Raw genomic sequence first — 15,451 nt, 5'->3', positions numbered from 1 at the left:
TGCGCTTGTCCTCAAACCGCTCGATGAAATAGATCGAGCATCATTTGCTCATAGCTGACGCCCTTGGCCGCAAGTTGCTGGTCCAGCCAGGCAAGCGATGCCTCGCATGCCTTGGCGGGACCAGCCGCCTTTTCGATTCTGGACATCTCGGCATACAAAGGTGCGATGACATCGACCGCTTTCTGCGGCGCCTGTCGGCGCACCGAGTAATAGCCGATCTTCCGGTCATTGTGGTAGTCCACCGTGACGTTGGCGAACACCCAGTAAAAATCGCCATTGGCGGCCATATTCTTGACAAAGCCAAACCACTCCCGCCCGGTTTGGATGGTATCCCACAAATGCTTAAACGCGCCGCGCGGCATATCGGGGTGTCGCACGATGTTGTGCTGTACGCCAAGCAAACTATCCTCGGCGTAATCCGACATGCGCATGAACACCCGGTTGGCGTACGTGATACGGCCTTTCAGGTCGGTTTTGGTGACGATGAACTCGCCGGCGTCGAAACGTCTTTCGTGCTGAGTGGGGACAATTCTGGGTTTCATCGCAGCCTCGGTGTTTGCTGGCACGAAATTTTACGTCACGCCGGGCTGCAAACTTGAGCCTTGATGTGTTCGCTACGAGGCTGCCGATCACGGCCCGCGGCAACATCCACCGCCCGCCCGTACCGGTGCGGGCGGACGGTCGAATGACGAATCTACAAAATCAGAACCAGCTCTCCACCTTACTGCGCGCCGGCACGCCGCCGGCATGGACTACTGCGCCGTCGATGACCACGCCCGGGGTGGCCAGGACTCCGTAAGTCATCATCTGCTGAATATCCTCGACTTTCTCCAGGGTGATCGCGGCCCCCTTGTCGCGTGCCACGTCTTCGATCAATTTGATTGTGTTGCGGCAGTTGGCGCAGCCGGTACCGAGCACTTTGACGTTTTTCATGATGTTTCTCTCCTAAAGCAGCATGTTGAAGAGATAGCCCACCAGCACGATGCCGGTGGCGACGATGGCGACATAGATGGCGATCAGGCGAACCTTGAGCGCCTTGCGCAGGATGATCATCTCGGGCAGCGACAGAGCGACCACGCTCATCATGAAGGCGAGCAAGGTCCCCATGGCCGCGCCCTTGCCGTACAGCGCCTCGACCACCGGAATCACGCCGGCGGTGTTGGTGTACATCGGCACCCCGATGCCAACTGCGGCCGGCACCGCCCACCACGCGTCCTTACCCATCAGGTTGGCCATCAACTCGGCAGGTACATAGCCGTGGATGCCGGCGCCGATGGCGATGCCGACGATCACATAGGGCCACACCCGCCCGACGATTTCCTTCACGCTCGCCCAGGCGGCCTCGAAGCGCTGGGGCCAGGTGGGGCGTGGCATGTCGCCGGCAGCCGCGATGCCGCCGTGCTGGATGGCGACCACCCAGTCCTCCAGGTGGCGTTCCAAATTCATGCGGGTCAGCACCAGGCCGGCGGCCATCGCCACCGCGATACCGAATGCGAAATACAGCGCGGCGATCTGCCAGCCGAACATCGCAGCAAGCATCAGCACGGCGATCTGGTCGATCATCGGCGCGGCCACCAGGAAGGTCAGCGTGATGCCCAGCGGCACGCCGGCGGACAAAAAGCCAATGAACAGCGGCACCGCCGAGCAGGAGCAGAAAGGCGTGACCGCGCCGAGCAGGGCGGCGAGCAGGTAGTTGAACAGCGCCGCGCGCCCGGCCAGCAGGGCACGGGTGCGCTCCGGGGTGAAGAAGGTGTGCACCACGCCCATGGCAAACACCACGGCAATCAGCAGCAGCAGAACCTTGGGTGTGTCGTAGATGAAGAAGTGCGCGGCTTCGGCCAGGCGGGTGCCGCGCGCCAGCCCGAGTTGCGCGACGACCGCATCGGCCAGATCGGTCAGATGGCGGTAGCTGAAGACCCAAACCGCGGCGGCCAGTGCAATGGCACCCAGCCAGCGCAGGGTGGCCGTTGGCGGTGTTTTGGCCAGTGGCAAACTGCTCATGATCGTACTCCCAGTCATCGATCGGATCGCGGGCTGCGGCTGCATGCCCGCCTGCCGATGAAGACGAACGACAGCCCAAAAGGATGCAGGGAGTCAGTTCGGTGCGGGCTGTAGTGCTGCGATCGATGCGGCGTCTTGAGTCAAAAATACCGGCGCAAAGCCGCCGCCCGGGGTGCGGAAGTTGGTGGTTTGGCCGCGATACAGGCGGGCGGCGACGAGCTGGATGTGACCTCGATAGGCGTAGGCGCGCAGGTCGAGTTTGAGGTTGCTGTCCTGGCCGTCGACCTGAACCCGCCGCTCGGAGGGTAGGGCAAGCGCTTGGGCCACATAGCCGCCGGCGAGAATCTCGGTCCATACCCGACGGGTGAGCTTGTCGCCGCGGTAGGCGGCGCGGCTGCCGAAGCCGGTGGCGGGCTTGAAAAAGAGTGCCCGGCGCCCGGCCCACAGCGCCTCGGCATGCACCGTGTCGACTTCAATGGTACGCGGTACGCCGGCGGCCAGCGTGGCGATGGCCGCCTCCGGCGCACCGAGGCGGGTGAGTTGCTCGGGGCTGCTCAGCAGCGACAGGTTGCGCTTATCGGCATACAGCGCATGTGCGCGCGGCAGCGGGGTAAGCACCGCCGCGCCGGCTTCGAAGGCGGCGCGCAGTACCGCGGCAGACGGGTCGCTAAGGTAGAAATCGGTCAGGCGGTTATAGACCATATCCACCGGCCGACCGGCATGCAGCAGTGTGTGCCCGTCCCAGGCGAGCTCGGCCGGATCGGCGATTACTGCGTCGATGCCGGCCTCGCGAAACAGGTGCTGAAAAAGCAGGAACTCGGGGTAGAGGTATTGCGCGGCGGGCGCCTGGTCGACGATGGCGATGCGCTGTGGGCGGCCGCTGCCGCGCTGCAAGCGCCATTCTTCCAGGAACATCTGCTGCCAGTGCGCATCCAGCGCGTCGAGGTCCGCGCTGGGGCGCATCAGCGCGGCGAACTCAGTGCAGCAGGCCTGCTGGGCCCGTGCCAGCGCGCCGTTGAGCAATGCCCCGCCGGGGTTGGTGTTGATCTCGATGAGCTTGGGGCCATCGGCACAGAGGTGAAAATCGAACCCCAGGAAGGCGCCCCGCGGCCCCGGGTCGAAGGCGGCGATGGCCGGGCTGCGCGCCAAGACCTCGGCGCGCCAGGCAGGCAGCGCGACCACGGTTTCCACCGCGCGCACGATGGCGGCCATCGCGGTCAGATCGGCGGGGGCCAGAAAGACTGCCGTGGGCGAAAACAGATGCGGACGACTGTTGCGGATTTCGCCCGCCAACCCGTGCAAGGCCGGTTCGCGTTCCAATTGACGGCGCAAACGGGCCTCGTCCAGGCTGCGACAAGTGCAATCGCGGTTGAGTGCGGCAGCCATGAGAGCGCCCACATCCGCCGTTCGGTGGGTGGCAGTCATGACGGCGACTCAAGCGATCGCGCAGCGTCGCGGTCGTCAGGCGCACACCCGCCGGCAGAGTAGATCAGCGTTGCGAGTCGTCTCATAACTTACTCCGCGCATTCACCCGTGCTCGTCGTCTGTCGTTCGGGGTGTGTAGCAGCATACCCGGCCGGTGTCATCGAACTTGACTTGACAGGCTTCGATCAGCCGCGCCCGCAACCGCGCACGGGCCCGCTGTACGCGGGATTTAGCTCCGGCAAGCGATAGCCCGAGACGCTTGGCGAGCGCCTGTTGGGTCAGACCCTGGAGGTCGCACAAGGTGATGGCCAGACGGTCATCCGCCGACAACTCGCCCAGCACCCGGGGCAGGCAGGCGGACAAATCGTCTATCGGGTCGGTGTCTTCTGCCGGCGGCTGGGCAAAGGACTCGGATAACGGCGCTTGCGGGTGGCGGCTGCGCAGCAGATCGATCAGTGCGTTGCGGGCAACCTGGAAAAGCCAGGCGCGCGGATTATTCAAGGTGCAGAAGCCTTCGCGGGTGCGCACGGCTTTCAGGAAGACCTCTTGCAACAAATCGTCGGCATCCGTTTCGCTACTCAGGTGGTGGCGCAGAAAGCGGCACAGCTCGGCCTGGTGCGCGCACCAAGCGCGCAGGATGCAAGCCATCATTGCGCCTGCTGCGGCCTCTGTCATTGGCCGCTACCCGATGCAAGCGCAGCGCGCCGGCGCACCGCTTTGCCCGCCTCATACCAGCCTTTACTGGCATTGACGACCCGCACCACCAGCAACATGACCGGCACTTCGATGAGTACGCCGACGACGGTCGCAAGTGCCGCCCCCGAGTCGAAACCGAACAGACTGATGGCGGCGGCCACGGCGAGTTCAAAAAAGTTCGAGGCTCCGATCAGCGCCGATGGGCAGGCGACGTTGTGCTTTTCGCCGACTGTGCGGTTGAGCAGATAAGCAAGCGCGGAGTTGAAAAACACCTGGATGAGGATGGGAATCGCGAGCAGCGCGATGATCAGCGGTTGGGCCAGGATGGCCTCGCCCTGAAAGGCAAAAAGCAGTACCAGAGTGACCAGCAGCGCACTGATCGACCACGGACCGATTTTTTCCATTGCCGCCTCGAAAGCCGTCTGGCCGCGCGCTAGCAGGTGCTTACGCCACACTTGCGCGATGAGCACCGGGATCACGATGTAGAGCGCCACTGAGGTCAGCAGCGTGTCCCAGGGCACAGTAATGGCCGAGATGCCAAGTAACAGCCCAACCACCGGGGCGAAGGCGAACACCATGATGGTGTCGTTCAAGGCGACCTGCGACAGGGTGAAGATCGGGTCGCCGTTGGTGAGCCGGCTCCACACAAACACCATAGCCGTGCACGGCGCCGCAGCAAGCAGGATGAGGCCGGCGATGTAGCTGTCGATCTGCTCTGCCGGCAGCCACGGTGCGAACAACTGGCGAATGAATATCCAGGCCAGCAGCGCCATCGAGAAAGGCTTGACCAGCCAGTTCACGAACAGGGTCACGCCAATGCCGCGCACATGATCCTTGATTTGGTACAAGGCGCCGAAATCGACCTTCATCAGCATGGGAATGATCATGACCCAGATCAATACGCCGACCGGGAGGTTGACTTGGGCAATCTCCAGACGGGCGACGCTCTGGAAAAACGCGGGCATCAACTGGCCCAAGCCAATGCCGGCAATGATGCAGAGAAAGACCCAAACGGTCAGGTAGCGTTCGAAAAAGCTCATCGGTGCGGCGGCTACACGTTTGGCCGTGACCTCACATTGTGCGGACATGGTCTTGGTTCGGTTAATAATTCAAAAGTTGTTGAAGCATGGTAGTGTCAAGATGCGGCACCGTCAATGCCGCCCTGTGTTGCCGACTTTTCGTCATTTTTTTATCACGGGAGTGTCATCTTTGCGGGTTACCTTGCGCCGACTTCGGAATCGACTTTCGACCACAGGAGTAACGACGATGCGTATGCTTGCACTGGCTCTGGCCGCTTCCACCCTCGTTCTTGGCGCCTGCGCCACCGGTTCGGCCGAGCACGCCAAAATGAGCTTTCACAAAAAAGGCTTTTACACCCATGTCCATGACGGCCGGCTATGGGTGCTGAAAGAGGGCGACAAAGACATCGAACTGGTGTCGAAAAACAAAGAGCCCAAAGTGGTGGTGACCCGCATCGCTGCCGGTCCCAACAATATGACCATCAAATCCAACAGCGCAGAAGTGATCGACGCCTATTTGTCCGCCAAGTAAAAACCGCTTCATCGCGCAGCCAGTTCCTGCAGCCGACCCACGCCCACCGGCTCCTCGGCTTGCAGCGGCACCAGTGCCACACGTTGGGCGTGCGTGTGGCGCACTGCGTCGATTTGTGCCAGTTCCGCGGCGGCACGACGGGCCAGCAGGGGGCTGGCCGGCTTCGCGGCGGCCAGGCTGTTGTTGATGATCCAGGCCCAGGGCTCGATGCCGGCGCGGCGCAGGTCATGCTGCAGGCGGGCCGCTTCCAGTACCGGGGTGGTCTCAGCCAGGGTGACGATTAGCACCCGGGTGCGCCTCGGGTCTTGGAGCTGCATCATCGGCGTGGTGTAGTGGGTGAGGCCGGCGGCTTTGTCCATGCGCCGCACCATTTCGCGGTGATAAGCGCCGGTGGCATCGAGCAAGAGCAGGGTGTGGCCGGTTGGCGCGGTGTCCAAGATCACGAACTTGCGCCCAGCTTCGCGGATGATGCGCGAGAAAGCCTGAAACACCGCGATTTCCTCGGTACAGGGCGAACGCAGGTCTTCTTCCAGCAGCGCGCGGCCGTGCTCATCCAGGTCCTTGCCTTTGGTGGCCAGCACCTCGGCGCGGTAGCGTTCGGTTTCCGCGTTTGGGTCGATGCGGCTGATGGTGAGCGAGGCCAGGTTGCCTTCCAGCGTTTCGGCCAGATGCGCCGCGGGGTCCGAGGTGGTCAGATGCACCGGCAGCCCGCGGGTGGCGAGTGCCACCGCCGCGGCGGCGGCCAGCGTGGTCTTGCCCACGCCACCTTTGCCCATCAGCATCACTAAGCCGTGGCCGGCAGCGGCGATTTCGTTGACCAGTTCAGCCAGGCCCGGCAGATCCTCTAGAGCGGCGGTCTGCGCCGGCGGTGGGCTTTGGATGGCATTGTCGGCCGCATCGTCGAGCAGGGCGCGTAGCGCCGGCAGGCCGACTACGTTGAATGGCTTGAGCAGCAGATGATCGCGCGGCAGGCCGAGTAACGCAGCGGGTAGGGCGGCCAGCGCCGCCGCTTCGCGTGCGGCAAGGGCTGCGGCAAGCGGGTCGGCTGCGGCTTCGGCCGGTGGCAGCACGCCGTTGATTACCAAATGCTGATGGCCCAGGCCGATAGCCGCCAGCTCCTCATGGGTGCGCGCCACTTCGCGTAGCGCGGCAGTTTGTGCGCGGGCGACCAGCACCAGGCGGGTGCGTGTCGGTGAAAAAGAGAAAGCGTGGTGGCAGGTCGAGGAAAAGCATCCTGGCCTCTGAACGATTCAGCAGCAGCCGCCGCAGCAAGTGCTGCCTTCGGTCTTGGGTTTCAGCGTGGCGACGCCAGCCCAGCGCGCGAGTTCGTCGCGGGTCGGATAGCGACCGGCCAGCGCAATGGCGCCGTCGACCAGCACCAGCGGCAGGGCATCTGGCCCGGAGCGTTCCAGAAAATCCTTGACCACCGGGTTTTCGGCAAAGGCGAGCGGCTGCTGGGCAAGGTTGAAGCGCTCGGCTGTCAAACCCTGCTGTTTGGCCCATTCGAGGTCGGCGGCAGCAGTGACCAGGGCCTGGTCGACTTCGGTGCCGCATACACCGGTGCTGCAGCACAGGGCAGGGTCGAAGACTTGGACGGTTTTCATGGTGGCGTACTCCTTGAAAAAGGGGTGAGGGCTCAAGCCGTGATCGTGCCGATGCGCTCGAGCTCGGCCTTGAAAGCGGCCGGGTCGCGTTGTGCGAGCGCTGCGGGTAAGGCCAGGAAAGCTTCGATGCGGGTGCGCAAGATCCGGTAGGCAGCGTCGAAAGCCGCATCGATTTCGGCCTCCGAGCCGGTGGCTTTGGCCGGATCTGCCACACCCCAGTGGGCGCGCGGCACCGGGGCGAGGTACACCGGGCAGGTCTCGCCTGCGGCGCTGGCGCATACGGTGATGACCAGGTCGGGCACGGCTGGGAGTTCATGCCAGGATTTGCTGTAGTAACCCGCCGTGGATATACCTTCGCGTTCCAGCAATGCCAGCGCGCGCGGATGCACATAGCCGACCGGCTGGCTGCCGGCGCTCATTGCGCGCATGCCGGCCGGCGCCAGGGCGTTGAAGGTGGCTTCGGCCAGGATGGAGCGGCAGGAGTTGCCGGTGCACAAAAAGAGGACGTTCATGCTTTGCTGTTTCCTTCGGGTTTGCAGTCGAGCGCTGGCAGAAAAGCGCCAACGCCCGGGACGCGATCGCGCAGGCTGGCGCATTCTTCGGGGCGATCGCCGCAGCAGTTGGCGGTGAGATAGGCGATGGTGTCGAGCATCAGGGCAATGTTTGCCCGATAGCGCTGGAATCGGCCTTCCTGCTCCACGCTGACCAAACCGGCGGCGAGCAGAGACTTGAGGTGGAAAGACAGGTTGGTGGGCGGCAGATCCAGCGCGGTGGCAATTTCGCCCGCGACCCGCCCGGCGCTGCCCGCCTGAACCAGCAGCCGAAAGACCTCCAGGCGGATACCCGAGGACAGTGCTTCAAAGACTTGCAGCACGACGGCTTTTTGGATGGCCATGAGACGGTTTGAGAGTTCAAAGAATTTTGAATAATTCTGCGCGACGCCACCGGGGTTGGTCAAGGGCTTGCTGCAGCACCGCACGCTGTGGGCGGTGCCGCGACCGACGGGGTGTGCGCTCAGACGGTTTCGCTAGCTACCAGGTTGAATTCGATGGCGTCGAACTCATCTTTCAGATCAGCGCCGAACTCGGCCATCATGTCATCGTCCGGATCATGGTGCCAGTGCGCAACGATGCGTATGCCCTCTGCCGCTTTCTGCTGCAACATGCCAACCAATGCGCGGATCAACTTGGTGCTGGCACTATTGAAGTAGCGCAGGTTGAAGTGTGCTTGAACGCCACTGCCAACAGCCGGTGACTCCAAAAAACTTTGCAGGCTGGCGCGAACCGGCGCATAAAAAGCCATGGCGTTTTCCGGGTAGGACTCGCCGCTCAGATGAAAACTCATGTTGACCGGGTCGAGTCGGACTTCCGGGGTTTCCTTGGTGGCAGGAATGTGTAGTGCTTGCATGTCGGTGACCTCTTGGAAGTACGAGTGTGGGGATCAAATCACCGCACGCAGGTAAAACTCGGCGTAGGTCGAATCGCCTGCGTGGTGGATGATTTGATAGTCGATCGGCTCGCTGGCCTCGCGCGCCATAGTCAGAAAACCAAGTCCGGCGCCTTTGCTGAGGGTGTCTTCGGCATGCGCTTCGTTGCGTAACTGTTCGCGGTAGGCCGCTTTGATTTCGTCCAGCGTCATGCTGCGCAGCGGCTCCAACTTGGCGCGCAGACGCTCGACATGATCGATGCGCACCGGGTTGCCGCACAGAACGTAGAACTTGCCGTCTTCATGGCCGACGGCCAGTGCACCGATGCGTCGCCCTGCCGTGGCGCTGTCGTCGGCGTAATGCAGAATGTTTTGCGCCATCTCCATGAAGGTGGAGAACACTTTGCGGCCGTGTTTGTTGGGTGTGCCGAGCGCTTCCAGTCGTTCGCGAACGGTGTCCGAAAGCGTGCCGATGACGTTCGAGGAAAACTCGCCGGTGTAGTAAAAAAGCACGCCTTGGGAGGCGGCACGGTTGCAGAACTCGTTGAAATTGCTCAGGTTCATGGCGATTTTCCCCTGCTTCAAACGCGGAAACCCAGTGCGCTGATGTCGTCTTTGCGGGGTTCGTTTCCTTGATATTCGGCCAGTGCGGCGAGCAGCGCTTGGCGTTGTTCCGGCATCGGACGGCCCGCGTGCTCGGTCAGGCAGGCGCGTACCCGACGCTTGCCGAAGGCGATGCGCTTGTCGCCGCCGAGCTGGTCAAAGATGCCGTCGGTAAATAGATAGACGGCGGTGCCTTCGGGCAGCACCATTTCGTGGTTTTGCCAAGTCTGCGTCATCGGTGTGCTGGCATAGCCGACGCCATGCCGGTCACCATCGATGACCGTAATCCCCTGGGTTTGCGGCAGCATCAGCATCAACGGCATGTGGGCCCCGGCGTAGGTCAGTCGGCGTGTTGTGGCGTCGAACCAGCAGAAGGCGGCGTCCATGCCGTCATCCGAGTGCCCCTCGGCGCCCGTGTCCTGACCGTGGTCGAGCTGACCCATGGCGACCTTGACCTTACGGTTGATCTCGGCAATCAGCGCGCCCGGATTGCGGCAGCTTTGCGCGTTGATCGTGCCGTGCAGAAAAGCGGACATGATCAGCGTCATGAAAGCGCCCGGTACGCCATGGCCGGTGCAATCGAACAACACAGCGATGAAGCCGTCGCCGAAATGCTGGAAGTAATAGAAGTCGCCGCTGACCACATCGCGCGGCTCCCAGATCAGGAAATGGTCGATGAGGTGTTCGCGCATGGCTTCACGCGAGGCACGCGAAAGCGAGCGCTGAATGATGCTGCCGTAATCGATGGATTCCATGACCAGACGGTTTTTTTCGGCCTGAAGATGCGCAATGGCGCTCAGCATGTCTTGCGCAAGACCGAGGCCAAGGTAGGTGCCGTCTTTGACGATGATGAAGCCGTCGGTCAGCACTTTTTTGCCGTCGCTCAATACGCGAAAGGACAAATCCTCGATGCTGAGATCCGCTTCAACGATCAACGGCTGCTTGTCCATGAAGGCGATGCAGCTTTTGCGCAGATAGATTTCGCGGTGGAAGGGGCGGGCCAGACTTTCCATGAAGATGTGGCGATTGATCAGGCCAATCGGGCGTCCATCCTCGACCACCGGCAGACTGATCAACTGCTCCTGCGCCTTGAAAATCTGAAACACCGTCTCGTTGGTCGCGGCCGAAGTGACCGGTTCGACTTCGATCAGTAGCTCGCGAGTCGATTGCGCGGTGTCATGTCGACCTGAATACGACGTTGAAACCAGGGCAGCCTTGTGGATCGGCATGATGTTCATCAAGGGACTCCGTGATCCGCGGGTTGTGAGCGGGGTAGCGGCACCTCGGCCGGATGGTGATTGCCGCGTTCCCTTCGTCAGCGCGTGCAACTTAACCGGGGCTTGTTAAAGCTTGGTGACGTGTTTGGGGCGGTGCCGGTCTTCGGAGTGCGTGGTGGCCAACTTGGCGCGGCGCGGGCGTTTGCCGGTGGGCAGGGCAGGGAATATAATCGTCCGGTTTTACCGAAGGCGGAACTTGCGCGTGGCGAACAAACTCGTTGCCGGAAACTGGAAGATGCATGGCAGCCTGGCTGTCAACGCGGTGCTTTTGGGTGAGCTTGCCGCGGCCGGTGATCTGGGGGTTGCCTGTGCGGTGTGTGTGCCCTATCCCTATCTCGCACAGGCGCGCAACAGTCTGAATGGCACGGCAATCACGCTGGGCGCGCAGGATGTCAGCGAGTTTGCCGAGGGGGCTTATACCGGTGAAGTGAGCGCCGGCATGCTCGCCGAGTTTGCTTGCCGTTATGTCATCGTCGGGCATTCGGAGCGTCGCGCGCTGTTTGCCGAAGACGATGCCACGGTCGGTCGCAAGGCGGCGGCCGCGCGGGCGGCGGGACTGGTGCCCATCGTCTGTGTCGGAGAAACGCTGGCGCAGCGTGAGACGGATCAGACGATGGCGGTCATACAACGCCAGCTTGGTGCGGTGGCCGACGCGCTCGGAAATGAAGCGTTAGGCAGCGTCGTCATTGCTTATGAGCCGGTGTGGGCCATTGGTTCCGGCCGTGCGGCTTCGCCGCAGCAGGTAGGCGCGGTCCATGAAGGCATCCGCGCTTGGTTGCGCGTGCGCTGTGCAGACGCCGATCGGGTGCCCATTCTGTATGGCGGGTCGGTCAAGCCCGGTAATGCGGGGGAATTGTTTGCCGTCGACAATGTCGACGGCGCTCTGGTTGGCGGCGCATCCCTGGTGGCGCACGACTTTCTGGCGATCTGCCGCGCAGCGGCGAACGCTCCATTCTGAAAAACTCTGCAAGGTCAGTCATGAACAGCTTTCTTTTTTCCTTGATCCTTACGGTGCATGTGATCGTCGGTCTTGCGGTGATCGGGCTGGTGTTGATGCAGCATGGCAAGGGCGCGGATATGGGGGCGGCGTTCGGTAGCGGTTCTTCCGGAAGCCTCTTCGGGGCGTCCGGTTCTGCCAATTTTCTGAGCCGAACCACCGCCGTATTGGCAACCGTGTTCTTCCTTACCAGCCTAGGGTTGAGTTACGTGGCAAGCAACAAGCCGGTCGCGCCCGCGAGTGTGATGGAAGGGGTGGCGCCAGCCGCTTCGCCGGCTGTCCAAGAGGTGCCTGCAAGCGGCCAGTCCGCGCCGGATTCGCGCGAGCAGGCGATTCCCAAATAAGCTATAAACGGAGTTTGCGCGCTGCGCAAAAAGCCGTATAATTCCGCTCCTGTAACAAGACCTGCCGACGTGGTGAAATTGGTAGACACGCCATCTTGAGGGGGTGGTGGCGAAAGCCGTGTGAGTTCGAGTCTCACCGTCGGCACCAACATTCAAGAAGCGCCCGCAATTTGCGGGCGTTTCCATGCAAAGCGGCAAAAAACAATAACAAGCGCATTTTGACGGGGGTTGTCTCGCAATGCTGGAAAATTATTTTCCCGTTTTGGTCTTCATTTTTGTGGGCCTGGGATTCGGCATTGTTCCCATTTTGCTTGGCCGCTTGATTGCTCCCTTCCGCCCAGACAGCGAAAAGCTGTCGCCTTATGAGTGCGGCTTCGAGGCGTTTGAAGACGCCCGCATGAAATTCGATGTCCGCTACTATCTGATCGCCATTCTCTTCATTCTCTTCGATCTCGAAATCGCCTTTTTATTTCCGTGGGCGACCGTTTTTCAGGATTTCATTGCCGCCGGAGAGCATGCCTGGTTCGTGTTCGGCGCGGTCATGGTGTTTCTTGCCATTCTGGTTATCGGCTACATCGTCGAGTGGAAAAACGGAGCGCTCGACTGGGAGTAATGCATGAGCATCGAAGGCGTCTTTCGCGAGGGTTTCGTCACCACCTCGCTTGATGCGGTCATCAACTGGACGCGTACCGGCTCGCTGTGGCCGATGACTTTCGGTCTGGCCTGTTGTGCGGTGGAAATGATCCATGCGGGCTGTTCGCGTTATGACCTGGACCGGTTCGGTGTGGTGTTCCGCCCCAGTCCGCGTCAATCCGATCTGATGATCGTTGCCGGTACGTTGTGCAACAAAATGGCGCCGGCGCTACGCAAGGTTTATGACCAAATGGCTGAGCCGCGCTGGGTGATCTCCATGGGGTCCTGTGCAAATGGCGGCGGGTACTACCACTATTCGTACTCGGTGGTGCGCGGTTGCGACCGCATCGTGCCGGTCGATGTGTATGTGCCGGGCTGTCCGCCCACGGCCGAGGCCCTCATCTACGGAATCATCCAGTTGCAAAACAAAATCAAGCGCACCAATACCATTGCGCGCTGACAGGTAGGCAGAGTCCATGAGTGCCAAACTGGAAAGACTGGAGCAGACGCTGCGCGACGTTTTCGGCGACGTTCTGCGCAAGCTGGTCGTCGATCGCGGAGAAGTCACCATCGAGGTGGCGGCGGCCGATTATTTTCATGTGGCGCAAACCCTGCGCGACCATTCCGACCTGCGTTTCGAACAATTGATCGACGTGTCCGGGCTGGATTACTCCGCCTTCGGTAACGGCGGCTGGCAGGGCAAGCGGTTTGCTGTGGCTACGCACCTTTTGTCGATCAAGCACAACTGGCGGCTGCGTTTGCGCGCTTTTGCCGATGATGACGATTTTCCGGTGCTCGACTCATTGGTCGGGATATGGCCCAGTGCAAACTGGTACGAACGTGAAGCTTTCGATCTTTTCGGCATCATGTTCAGCGGTCACCCCGATCTGCGCCGCATCCTCACCGACTACGGGTTTGTCGGTCATCCATTCCGCAAAGATTTTCCGATTTCCGGTTATGTCGAAATGCGCTACGACCCGGAAGTCGGTCGCGTGGTGTATCAGCCGGTGACCATCGAGCCGCGCGAGAACACGCCGCGCATCGTGCGCGAAGAGAACTACGGGGACGTCGGCCATGGCTGAAATCCGCAACTACACCATCAATTTCGGCCCGCAGCACCCGTCCGCGCATGGCGTATTGCGATTGGTGCTGGAACTCGACGGCGAAGTCGTCGAGCGCGCCGACCCGCACATCGGCCTGTTGCACCGCGGCACCGAAAAACTCGCCGAGACCCGTACCTGGGTGCAGTCCGTGCCTTACATGGACCGCCTCGACTACGTCTCGATGATGTGCAATGAGCACGCCTACTGTATGGCCATCGAACGCCTGCTTGGCGTTCAGGTGCCGTTGCGCGCCCAGTACATCCGGGTGATGTTCGACGAAATCACCCGCATCCTGAATCATTTGCTCAACATCGGCACCCATGCGCTGGACATCGGCGCCATGACCATGGTGCTCTATACCTTCCGTGAGCGCGAAGATCTAATGGACGCTTACGAGGCGGTCTCGGGGGCGCGCATGCATGCGGCTTACTACCGCCCCGGCGGTGTCTATCGGGACCTGCCGGATCGTATGCCGCAGTACCAGGTCAGCCGCTTCAAGAACGAAAAAACAGTCCGCGAACTCAACGTCGCGCGCCAAGGGTCGCTACTCGACTTCTTGGAAGACTTCACCGAGCGATTTCCGCGCTACTGTGACGAATATGAGACCTTGCTGACCGACAACCGCATCTGGAAGCAACGCACCGTCGGCATTGGCGTGGTGTCACCTGAACAGGCATTGGCCTGGGGTTTTTCGGGTCCGATGCTGCGCGGCTCCGGCATTGCCTGGGATTTGCGCAAGAAACAGCCTTACGAGGTCTATGACCAAATCGACTTCGATGTCCCAGTCGGCAAGAACGGCGACTGTTACGACCGCTATTTGTGCCGCATGGAGGAAATGCGTCAGTCCAACCGCATCATCCGTCAATGTATCGACTGGCTGCGCAAAAACCCGGGCCCGGTGATTACCGACAATTACAAAGTAGCGCCGCCGCCGCGCGAAAAGATGAAGACGAACATGGAAGAGCTGATCCATCACTTCAAGCTCTTCACCGAGGGCATGCATGTGCCGGCCGGCGAAGTCTATGCCGCGGTCGAACATCCCAAGGGCGAGTTTGGCGTCTATGCGGTGTCCGACGGCGCCAACAAGCCCTATCGCCTCAAGCTGCGCGCCCCCGGATTTGCACATTTGGCGGCGATGGATGAAATCGCCCGGGGGCACATGATTGCCGACGTGGTGGCGATCATCGGCACCATGGACATCGTGTTCGGAGAAATCGACCGCTAGCGTAAGCAGACACGGGTAAGGTCGCCGCTGCGGATGCGGCGTGACAGACGACAACAGGCAGGCTGACGGGAATACGAGTACGCAATGCTGAGCCAGGAATCTCTCCAACAAATCGATCGCGAGATCGCCAAGTATCCGCCGGACCAAAAGCAGTCCGCGGTGATGGCGGCCTTGCGCATTGCCCAGGTCGAAAAAGGCTGGCTGGCCAAGGAGACCATCGAGTTCGTCGCCAACTATCTGGGCATGCCGGCCATTGCCGCTTATGAAGTGGCAAGCTTCTACAACATGTACGACCTTCAACCGGTTGGTCGTCACAAGATCACAGTGTGCACCAACCTGCCCTGTGCATTGTCCGGTGGCGTGCACGCGGCTGAATATCTGAAGGAAAAGTTGGGTATCGATTTCAACGAGACCACCCCCGACGGCAAGTTCACCCTCAAAGAAGGCGAGTGCATGGGGGCCTGTGGCGATGCACCGGTGCTTCTGCACAACAACCACCGCATGTGCAGCTTTATGACCCGCGAAAAGATCGACCAGCTGCTGGCCGAACTGGAAAGCAAATGAGCA

21 protein-coding genes and 1 tRNA gene are annotated in these 15,451 nt (G+C 61.3%); 9 read left to right on the top strand and 13 right to left on the bottom strand.

Features of this window, described 5'->3' with window-relative positions:
• Positions 1-11 precede the first annotated feature (11 nt).
• The 6 genes from DIE29_RS09995 to arsB all read right to left on the bottom strand — a co-directional run bounded on the left by DIE29_RS09995 (position 12) and on the right by arsB (position 5,210).
• Positions 12-566, bottom strand: coding sequence for a PAS domain-containing protein (locus DIE29_RS09995; RefSeq protein ID WP_237269439.1), 555 nt, complete (start codon positions 564-566; stop codon positions 12-14).
• A 136-nt stretch (positions 567-702) separates the two neighbouring features.
• On the bottom strand, positions 703-933 hold the full coding sequence (locus DIE29_RS09990) for a thioredoxin family protein (protein ID WP_114649804.1): 231 nt from the start codon (positions 931-933) through the stop codon (positions 703-705).
• Between the two features lie 12 nt (positions 934-945).
• Complete coding sequence (locus tag DIE29_RS09985) at positions 946-2,001, bottom strand: permease (protein WP_114649803.1); 1,056 nt, start codon at positions 1,999-2,001, stop codon at positions 946-948.
• A gap of 93 nt (positions 2,002-2,094) precedes the next feature.
• A complete protein-coding gene (locus DIE29_RS09980; RefSeq protein WP_114649802.1) occupies positions 2,095-3,426 on the bottom strand; it encodes a hypothetical protein in 1,332 nt (443 codons plus the stop codon).
• Between the two features lie 102 nt (positions 3,427-3,528).
• A complete protein-coding gene (gene sigZ / locus DIE29_RS09975) occupies positions 3,529-4,077 on the bottom strand; it encodes an RNA polymerase sigma factor SigZ (protein ID WP_335740048.1) in 549 nt (182 codons plus the stop codon).
• A gap of 20 nt (positions 4,078-4,097) precedes the next feature.
• Entirely contained in the window at positions 4,098-5,210 is a 1,113-nt protein-coding gene (arsB, locus tag DIE29_RS09970) for an ACR3 family arsenite efflux transporter (RefSeq protein WP_114649801.1), read from the bottom strand.
• 178 nt (positions 5,211-5,388) lie between these two features.
• On the opposite strand from arsB, the gene DIE29_RS09965 reads away from it, so the two are divergent.
• On the top strand, positions 5,389-5,673 hold the full coding sequence (locus DIE29_RS09965; protein WP_114649800.1) for a hypothetical protein: 285 nt from the start codon (positions 5,389-5,391) through the stop codon (positions 5,671-5,673).
• An 8-nt stretch (positions 5,674-5,681) separates the two neighbouring features.
• On the opposite strand, the gene DIE29_RS09960 is transcribed toward DIE29_RS09965, so the two are convergent.
• The 7 genes from DIE29_RS09960 to DIE29_RS09930 all read right to left on the bottom strand — a co-directional run bounded on the left by DIE29_RS09960 (position 5,682) and on the right by DIE29_RS09930 (position 10,543).
• The gene (locus DIE29_RS09960; protein WP_472517088.1) at positions 5,682-6,848 is read right to left on the bottom strand and encodes an ArsA-related P-loop ATPase; all 1,167 of its coding nucleotides are present in this window, start codon (positions 6,846-6,848) and stop codon (positions 5,682-5,684) included.
• Positions 6,849-6,923: 75 nt separating this feature from the next.
• Positions 6,924-7,277: an arsenite efflux transporter metallochaperone ArsD gene (gene arsD / locus DIE29_RS09955; RefSeq protein ID WP_114649798.1), complete on the bottom strand. Its 354-nt coding sequence runs from the start codon at positions 7,275-7,277 to the stop codon at positions 6,924-6,926.
• 32 nt (positions 7,278-7,309) lie between these two features.
• Complete coding sequence (locus tag DIE29_RS09950; RefSeq protein ID WP_102041260.1) at positions 7,310-7,789, bottom strand: arsenate reductase ArsC; 480 nt, start codon at positions 7,787-7,789, stop codon at positions 7,310-7,312.
• Entirely contained in the window at positions 7,786-8,166 is a 381-nt protein-coding gene (locus tag DIE29_RS09945; protein WP_102043123.1) for an ArsR/SmtB family transcription factor, read from the bottom strand. The genes DIE29_RS09950 and DIE29_RS09945 overlap by 4 nt, the downstream gene beginning before the upstream one ends.
• 125 nt (positions 8,167-8,291) lie before the next feature.
• Positions 8,292-8,684, bottom strand: a complete 393-nt coding sequence (locus tag DIE29_RS09940) for a DUF1987 domain-containing protein (protein WP_102041261.1) — start codon at positions 8,682-8,684, stop codon at positions 8,292-8,294.
• Between the two features lie 33 nt (positions 8,685-8,717).
• Complete coding sequence (locus DIE29_RS09935) at positions 8,718-9,266, bottom strand: SiaB family protein kinase (protein ID WP_114649797.1); 549 nt, start codon at positions 9,264-9,266, stop codon at positions 8,718-8,720.
• 17 nt (positions 9,267-9,283) lie between these two features.
• Complete coding sequence (locus DIE29_RS09930) at positions 9,284-10,543, bottom strand: SpoIIE family protein phosphatase (protein ID WP_114649796.1); 1,260 nt, start codon at positions 10,541-10,543, stop codon at positions 9,284-9,286.
• A gap of 274 nt (positions 10,544-10,817) precedes the next feature.
• Here DIE29_RS09930 and tpiA point away from each other — a divergent pair, with 274 nt between their 5' ends.
• From tpiA to nuoE, 8 genes are all read left to right on the top strand, one after another.
• Positions 10,818-11,540, top strand: coding sequence for a triose-phosphate isomerase (gene tpiA / locus DIE29_RS09925; protein WP_237269553.1), 723 nt, complete (start codon positions 10,818-10,820; stop codon positions 11,538-11,540).
• A gap of 20 nt (positions 11,541-11,560) precedes the next feature.
• Positions 11,561-11,923, top strand: coding sequence for a preprotein translocase subunit SecG (secG, locus tag DIE29_RS09920; RefSeq protein ID WP_102041265.1), 363 nt, complete (start codon positions 11,561-11,563; stop codon positions 11,921-11,923).
• Positions 11,924-11,986: 63 nt separating this feature from the next.
• Positions 11,987-12,071: transfer RNA gene (locus tag DIE29_RS09915), tRNA-Leu, on the top strand.
• Positions 12,072-12,161: 90 nt separating this feature from the next.
• The gene (gene ndhC / locus DIE29_RS09910; RefSeq protein ID WP_102041266.1) at positions 12,162-12,536 is read left to right on the top strand and encodes an NADH-quinone oxidoreductase subunit A; all 375 of its coding nucleotides are present in this window, start codon (positions 12,162-12,164) and stop codon (positions 12,534-12,536) included.
• A 3-nt stretch (positions 12,537-12,539) separates the two neighbouring features.
• Complete coding sequence (locus tag DIE29_RS09905; protein WP_102041267.1) at positions 12,540-13,016, top strand: NuoB/complex I 20 kDa subunit family protein; 477 nt, start codon at positions 12,540-12,542, stop codon at positions 13,014-13,016.
• A gap of 16 nt (positions 13,017-13,032) precedes the next feature.
• Positions 13,033-13,638, top strand: coding sequence for an NADH-quinone oxidoreductase subunit C (locus DIE29_RS09900; protein WP_102041268.1), 606 nt, complete (start codon positions 13,033-13,035; stop codon positions 13,636-13,638).
• Positions 13,631-14,884 carry an NADH-quinone oxidoreductase subunit D gene (locus DIE29_RS09895; protein ID WP_114649794.1) on the top strand — a complete coding sequence of 418 codons (1,254 nt, stop codon included), beginning with the start codon at positions 13,631-13,633 and terminating at the stop codon, positions 14,882-14,884. The genes DIE29_RS09900 and DIE29_RS09895 overlap by 8 nt, the downstream gene beginning before the upstream one ends.
• 84 nt (positions 14,885-14,968) lie before the next feature.
• Entirely contained in the window at positions 14,969-15,448 is a 480-nt protein-coding gene (gene nuoE / locus DIE29_RS09890; RefSeq protein WP_102041270.1) for an NADH-quinone oxidoreductase subunit NuoE, read from the top strand.
• The last annotated feature ends 3 nt before the right edge of the window (positions 15,449-15,451 follow it).

Origin of the sequence: Pseudothauera hydrothermalis (assembly GCF_003345255.1) — a bacterium.
Taxonomy (GTDB): Bacteria; Pseudomonadota; Gammaproteobacteria; order Burkholderiales; family Rhodocyclaceae; genus Pseudothauera; species Pseudothauera hydrothermalis.
This window is presented reverse-complemented; position numbering and strand designations above follow the sequence as displayed.

What these genes read in the sequence shown, in the direction of transcription:
- DIE29_RS09990 (WP_114649804.1), bottom strand. Translation starts at nt 933, where the DNA reads ATGAAAAACGTCAAAGTGCTCGGTACCGGCTGCGCCAACTGCCGCAAC.
- DIE29_RS09985 (WP_114649803.1), bottom strand. Translation starts at nt 2,001, where the DNA reads ATGAGCAGTTTGCCACTGGCCAAAACACCGCCAACGGCCACCCTGCGC.
- DIE29_RS09980 (WP_114649802.1), bottom strand. Translation starts at nt 3,426, where the DNA reads ATGACTGCCACCCACCGAACGGCGGATGTGGGCGCTCTCATGGCTGCC.
- sigZ (WP_335740048.1), bottom strand. Translation starts at nt 4,077, where the DNA reads ATGATGGCTTGCATCCTGCGCGCTTGGTGCGCGCACCAGGCCGAGCTG.
- arsB (WP_114649801.1), bottom strand. Translation starts at nt 5,210, where the DNA reads ATGTCCGCACAATGTGAGGTCACGGCCAAACGTGTAGCCGCCGCACCG.
- DIE29_RS09965 (WP_114649800.1), top strand. Translation starts at nt 5,389, where the DNA reads ATGCGTATGCTTGCACTGGCTCTGGCCGCTTCCACCCTCGTTCTTGGC.
- arsD (WP_114649798.1), bottom strand. Translation starts at nt 7,277, where the DNA reads ATGAAAACCGTCCAAGTCTTCGACCCTGCCCTGTGCTGCAGCACCGGT.
- DIE29_RS09950 (WP_102041260.1), bottom strand. Translation starts at nt 7,789, where the DNA reads ATGAACGTCCTCTTTTTGTGCACCGGCAACTCCTGCCGCTCCATCCTG.
- DIE29_RS09940 (WP_102041261.1), bottom strand. Translation starts at nt 8,684, where the DNA reads ATGCAAGCACTACACATTCCTGCCACCAAGGAAACCCCGGAAGTCCGA.
- DIE29_RS09935 (WP_114649797.1), bottom strand. Translation starts at nt 9,266, where the DNA reads ATGAACCTGAGCAATTTCAACGAGTTCTGCAACCGTGCCGCCTCCCAA.
- DIE29_RS09930 (WP_114649796.1), bottom strand. Translation starts at nt 10,543, where the DNA reads ATGAACATCATGCCGATCCACAAGGCTGCCCTGGTTTCAACGTCGTAT.
- tpiA (WP_237269553.1), top strand. Translation starts at nt 10,818, where the DNA reads ATGCATGGCAGCCTGGCTGTCAACGCGGTGCTTTTGGGTGAGCTTGCC.
- secG (WP_102041265.1), top strand. Translation starts at nt 11,561, where the DNA reads ATGAACAGCTTTCTTTTTTCCTTGATCCTTACGGTGCATGTGATCGTC.
- ndhC (WP_102041266.1), top strand. Translation starts at nt 12,162, where the DNA reads ATGCTGGAAAATTATTTTCCCGTTTTGGTCTTCATTTTTGTGGGCCTG.
- DIE29_RS09905 (WP_102041267.1), top strand. Translation starts at nt 12,540, where the DNA reads ATGAGCATCGAAGGCGTCTTTCGCGAGGGTTTCGTCACCACCTCGCTT.
- DIE29_RS09900 (WP_102041268.1), top strand. Translation starts at nt 13,033, where the DNA reads ATGAGTGCCAAACTGGAAAGACTGGAGCAGACGCTGCGCGACGTTTTC.
- DIE29_RS09895 (WP_114649794.1), top strand. Translation starts at nt 13,631, where the DNA reads ATGGCTGAAATCCGCAACTACACCATCAATTTCGGCCCGCAGCACCCG.
- nuoE (WP_102041270.1), top strand. Translation starts at nt 14,969, where the DNA reads ATGCTGAGCCAGGAATCTCTCCAACAAATCGATCGCGAGATCGCCAAG.